Annotated in this window: 3 protein-coding genes and 1 pseudogene; 2 read left to right on the top strand and 2 right to left on the bottom strand. The window is 62.9% G+C overall.

Annotation, left to right across the window (positions count from 1 at the left end; all coding sequences use genetic code 11):
• Window positions 1-538 precede the first annotated feature (538 nt).
• Window positions 539-1,318, bottom strand: a complete 780-nt coding sequence (locus BLV97_RS20470) for a sulfite exporter TauE/SafE family protein (protein ID WP_210184822.1) — start codon at window positions 1,316-1,318, stop codon at window positions 539-541.
• Window positions 1,315-1,623 carry a YciI family protein gene (locus tag BLV97_RS20475; RefSeq protein WP_035841462.1) on the bottom strand — a complete coding sequence of 103 codons (309 nt, stop codon included), beginning with the start codon at window positions 1,621-1,623 and terminating at the stop codon, window positions 1,315-1,317. Before BLV97_RS20475 ends, BLV97_RS20470 begins: the two co-directional genes overlap by 4 nt.
• An 87-nt stretch (window positions 1,624-1,710) precedes the next feature.
• On the opposite strand from BLV97_RS20475, the gene BLV97_RS20480 reads away from it, so the two are divergent.
• Complete coding sequence (locus tag BLV97_RS20480) at window positions 1,711-2,583, top strand: LysR family transcriptional regulator (RefSeq protein WP_051645998.1); 873 nt, start codon at window positions 1,711-1,713, stop codon at window positions 2,581-2,583.
• A gap of 291 nt (window positions 2,584-2,874) precedes the next feature.
• Window positions 2,875-3,135: pseudogene (locus BLV97_RS20485) on the top strand (M24 family metallopeptidase); the annotation flags it as partial.
• Between the last annotated feature and the right edge of the window lie 109 nt (window positions 3,136-3,244).

The raw sequence follows: 3,244 nt of genomic DNA on the forward strand, positions 1-3,244 counted from the left end.
CCAGACCAGGAACCGCGCCATGTCGTCCGTTCACGCAAGAGGGGGGTGCTTGGCGGCATCTTAATCGTGAGCTTCCTCGAGCACCATTAAGATCGTTAATGCCTAAGCCCGACCGTCTGGCGCCGCTTCAGTAGCTCCGGTCCCTCCGAGTCTATCGTGTGCACAAAATGCAAGGTGGGCGGGAGGGGGTAGAGTGCAGTGTTCACTGGTGCTCGCCATCCCTGATCATTCGTTTCAGATGCCTAGCGGTGGACCATGTTGTTGACCGCGGCGGCAAGGACATGGGAGCGGTGCCGCCGCGGACTTCCCCGGGGCGACGTTAGCGGAACTCCACCGAGGATTATGGCGCCATCTAGGTGTCCGTGAGCGGGGCCGGCGCCGTTGATACGGAGGGATCTTATTTTTGACTCCGATGGAAAAAATTGGGGGTGTCCGCAAACTGTGTTGGTCAGCTATCCGGACTTGCTGCCATTCGCTCAATCTTCGCCGCTCTCGCGGGGGCACTGAACGGCCTGGCGGAGAGCTGTCATTCCGGGATTCACCAGATAGACTGATCGAAGATTGGTAGGCTCCCGATGCCGGATGCGGCAATCAGGGCATAGGATACCCATCGAAAACCGGCGTCCCCGGATAGGCCGAAAAGCCGCGCTCCCAGTAGCAATCCCGAAGCGTAAGCAAAGCCGACCGGCAGGCACAATGCCACGATGTGCCAAACGAACAGACCCCCCACACAGTAGCTGACGACCGAGATCACGGTTGCGACTGCAAAATAGCCGACGATGTTGGCACGAATGAAGGAATGCGGTTCCGGGCTGCCAAGCCAGTAGGCGATGACTGGCGGCCCGCCGGCGCCTGCGATGCCGGAGAACAGGCCCGACATGGCACCGACGAGAACCGTTGCAATGCTACGTGGACGACCGTGGTAGCGCCAGCCAGAGACAAGCAGCGCGAGCAGCGCACAGGTGATGCCCGAAATCACCCATCGCATTGTCAGCCGATCGAGCGTGATCAACGCGATGGTGCCGAGGGGAATGCCCAGCACCGCACCGCCCGCCATGAGAAACACCCGGCGCTTGTCCGATCTGCGCCAGGCGTCGGGCAATAGCGACAGGGCGGCAACGGCATCGACGATCAGCAGCACAGGGGCGGCGGCCCTCGGGCCGATCACCGCACTTGCCAGGGGCATGAAGATGAGCGCGGCGCCGAAGCCCGAGAAGCCGCGTGACAGCCCCGCCACTGTGGCAACGGCCAGCAGAAACGCCCACGTCCCGGCGGGAAGGCCGCCAGACATCGCGCTCAACAGTGGGAGATGCGTCATCGCCCGACTTCCAGCGTGAAGGCGTCGGGCGGAAACACCTTCTGCCACGGGCGGATCTGCACCGATTTGCGCAACCCCGTCGGCCAGAACGGATCACCCTGGACCAACGCCTCGACCTCCGCGATCGTCGCTGCCTCGACGATCCAGAGACCGCCCGCGGACCCCTGCGGACCCGGCAGCAGGGGCCCCGCGGCTTGGACCTCCGCTGAATGGGCTGCGAGGAATGACAGATGCGCCGGCATGTGGCGAGCGCGAATGTCCGGCGCGCAGGCAGGATCATCCTCGAACAAGACAGCATAAAGCATGGGCCTCTCCCTTGCGTTGACTTGTGGCACGTTAGCCGGGCATTCATGCTGGAAGGAGCGGCAATTCAGCGGATTGGACATGCACAAATGCAGGGGCTCGATTGGAACGACTTGAGGGTTGTCGTCGCCGTGGCACGCGGCGGTTCCCACGCGGCTGCGGCGCGCGAGCTTCGCGTCGACCCGACCACGATAGGTCGCCGCCTCTCGCAGCTCGAGGCCGGCTTCGGGATTGCTCTGTTCACGCGTGATGCCGGGGGAAACCTCGTGCTGACCGAGGCGGGGGCACTTGTCTCTTCTCGCGCAGAGCATGTCGAGTCGACGATCGGCGATCTGCGGGCTCGCCTTGGAGCGACCGTTGCAGAGGTCGCAGGTGTCGTGCGGTTGACCGCGGTGCCCATCTTGGTCAATCACCTCCTCGTCCCGTCCCTCAAGCCGCTGCTTCAGCAGCATCCTCGCTTGCGCCTTGAGCTTGTTGCCGACACACGCGACCTCAACCTTACCCGGCGCGATGCCGACATGGCGATCCGGCTGGCACGCCCCGGCACAGAGACCGGCAGCCGCCTGCTGGCCCGGCGCATCGGGACCTTGCGTTACGGAATCTACGCCGCGCGCCAGGCGGATATTCCGGAGCACCTTCCCTGGATCACTTACGAACCTCAGATGGCAACGCTGCCACAGGCAACATGGCTCAGTGGCACGGCCGGCCCCGCCTGCAATCAGGCCAACGTCGCGCTCAACGACGCCGACGGTCTTCTCTCGGCGGTTCGGGCGGGTCTCGGGCGCAGTGTCCTGCCTTCTCCGATCGGCGACAGGCTGCCAGAGCTCGCACGTCAACCCGACGCCCCGAACGCTCTGCCGGAACGGGAAGTCTGGCTGCTGGCACATCAGGATCTCGTCCACCTCGGACGCATGAAAGCCGTCGCCGATTGGTGCGAGCGTCTCTTTGCCGCCAACCTATAGGTGTCTGGCGGACCGCTGCTGAATATCCGCAAGCGAACTGCAACGTTCGCCAAGCGTCCGTGCCAGCCTCTCGTGCATCTGGACGGTGAGGTAAGATGAGTTGAAAGGCTCTCGGGTGTAGATAGCTCTAGGAGGCCTCTCGTCGGCCATTGGACCTTTGTGCCGCGGCGGTAGGTCAGCCCTGTCCCGTCGGTCGTGCGTGGTGTAGCATCGCGATACCCCTGTCCGGCCGAGTTTCGGACAAAGTGGATGCGTTCTGCTGTTCACATCCCCCGCCAGGAGGCTCGCGCGATGACAGTTACCAATGAAGAAGAACTAGACGGGCTCAGAGTGATCGGTCGGATCGTTGCGAACACAATGCACGCAATGGCGAGAGCGATTGAGCCCGGGATGACCACGCGCGAACTTGACGACGTAGGGCGCAAACTTCTTGAGGCTCAAGGCGCAAGGCCAGCACCGGAGGCTATCTACGGGTTCCCGGGGGCTACTTGCATCAGCGTGAATGAAGAGATAGCCCACGGTGTCCCTGGGGATCGGGCTATCCTGGAAGGGTGAGCTACCCCCCCAAATTCGGACACTGACATAAGCTACGATTTGCAGTCTGCTGATCTTCGACGAGAAGGAGATCAGAGATGTCGAAACGCAAGCAGCACGCGCCTGA

The sequence above is a fragment of the Allgaiera indica genome (assembly GCF_900106675.1).
In the GTDB taxonomy this organism is placed as follows: domain Bacteria; phylum Pseudomonadota; class Alphaproteobacteria; order Rhodobacterales; family Rhodobacteraceae; genus Acidimangrovimonas; species Acidimangrovimonas indica.

Excerpts from the sequence above, each read along its gene's own strand:
- BLV97_RS20480 (WP_051645998.1), top strand. The coding sequence starts at position 1,711 with ATGCAGGGGCTCGATTGGAACGACTTGAGGGTTGTCGTCGCCGTGGCA.
- BLV97_RS20475 (WP_035841462.1), bottom strand. The coding sequence starts at position 1,623 with ATGCTTTATGCTGTCTTGTTCGAGGATGATCCTGCCTGCGCGCCGGAC.
- BLV97_RS20470 (WP_210184822.1), bottom strand. The coding sequence starts at position 1,318 with ATGACGCATCTCCCACTGTTGAGCGCGATGTCTGGCGGCCTTCCCGCC.